Raw genomic sequence first — 1,051 nt, forward strand, 5'->3', positions numbered from 1 at the left:
GATTCCCGGGGCACGCTTCACGTCGCCCCTGGAGATCATGATCGTCCTGGCGGGACTCGGCTTCCTTGGCATCGCCATGAACCAGGGCGCCCGTGGCACCCGCGCGTTCCGCCTGCTCATCCAGCGCCAGTCCCGCCACTCGACCGCGCCGTGGCGCGGATGAGCGTGCACGAAGACCGCGCCAACGGACTGTTCGACACCGTGAGCACCGCACTGGCCCGCGTGGACGACCGTGGGAACATCGACCTGGCCAACGCCGCCTACCGGCATCTCTACGCCTACGACAACGACGACTACCGGCATCCGCCGCGCGCCGTCGAGTACGACGCCTACCGCGGCACCGCCCTTCCCCGCGACGCGACCTCCATCGCCCGCGCCGCCCGCGGCGAGCGGGTCGAGAACGAGCTGATCTGGCTGTACGACGCCAGCGGAGAGTGGCGCGCATTGTCGATGTCGATCCGCGGACGTACGGTGCGCACCGAGACCGACGACGACACCGAGGTCTCCATCATCCAGCTCGACGACGTCACCGACACCGAGCGCGAACGCCGAGAGCAGCGGGCGACAACCAGCGCCGTCTCCCACGAGCTGCGAAACCCGCTCACGGTCATCCTCGGTCACGCCGACCTCATGCTCGACGCCGAAGACCTCACGCCGGCCCAGCGCGAGCACGCGACGGTCATCGAGGGGGCCGCCGAACGGATGCTGGCCCTCACGAAATCGCTGCTCGACTCCCACCGCGCCCCGGAGATGAGCGACCAATTCGACCTGTCGGTCATCGCCGCGGCCACGGCCGACGCATTCGCCCCGGCCGCGGCCGCCTCCGACATCGACCTGCAGACGAACATCGACCGCCCCCTGCCGATCACCGGGGACGGTTTCCGACTGCGCCAGGTCGTCGACAACCTCATCAGCAACGCCATCAAGTACACCCCGCGCGGCGGTAGCGTCGAGGTCATGACCACCGCAGAGGGCGACGACGCGGTGCTGCGGGTGTCCGACACCGGCATCGGGATCGCGGCCGACGATCTGGAGCGGGTCTCGTCCCCTA

The 1,051-nt window shown here is 69.5% G+C and carries 1 protein-coding gene; it reads left to right on the plus strand.

The genetic code is table 11. From position 1 onward, the window contains the following. Positions 1 to 165: 165 nt before the first annotated feature. Positions 166 to 1,051, plus strand: an 886-nt coding sequence (locus I5I_RS12865; RefSeq protein ID WP_187289956.1) for a sensor histidine kinase, incomplete at its 3' end; no start/stop codon positions are given.

The organism is Microbacterium sp. B24 (assembly GCF_000333415.1).
Lineage (GTDB): Bacteria > Actinomycetota > Actinomycetes > Actinomycetales > Microbacteriaceae > Microbacterium.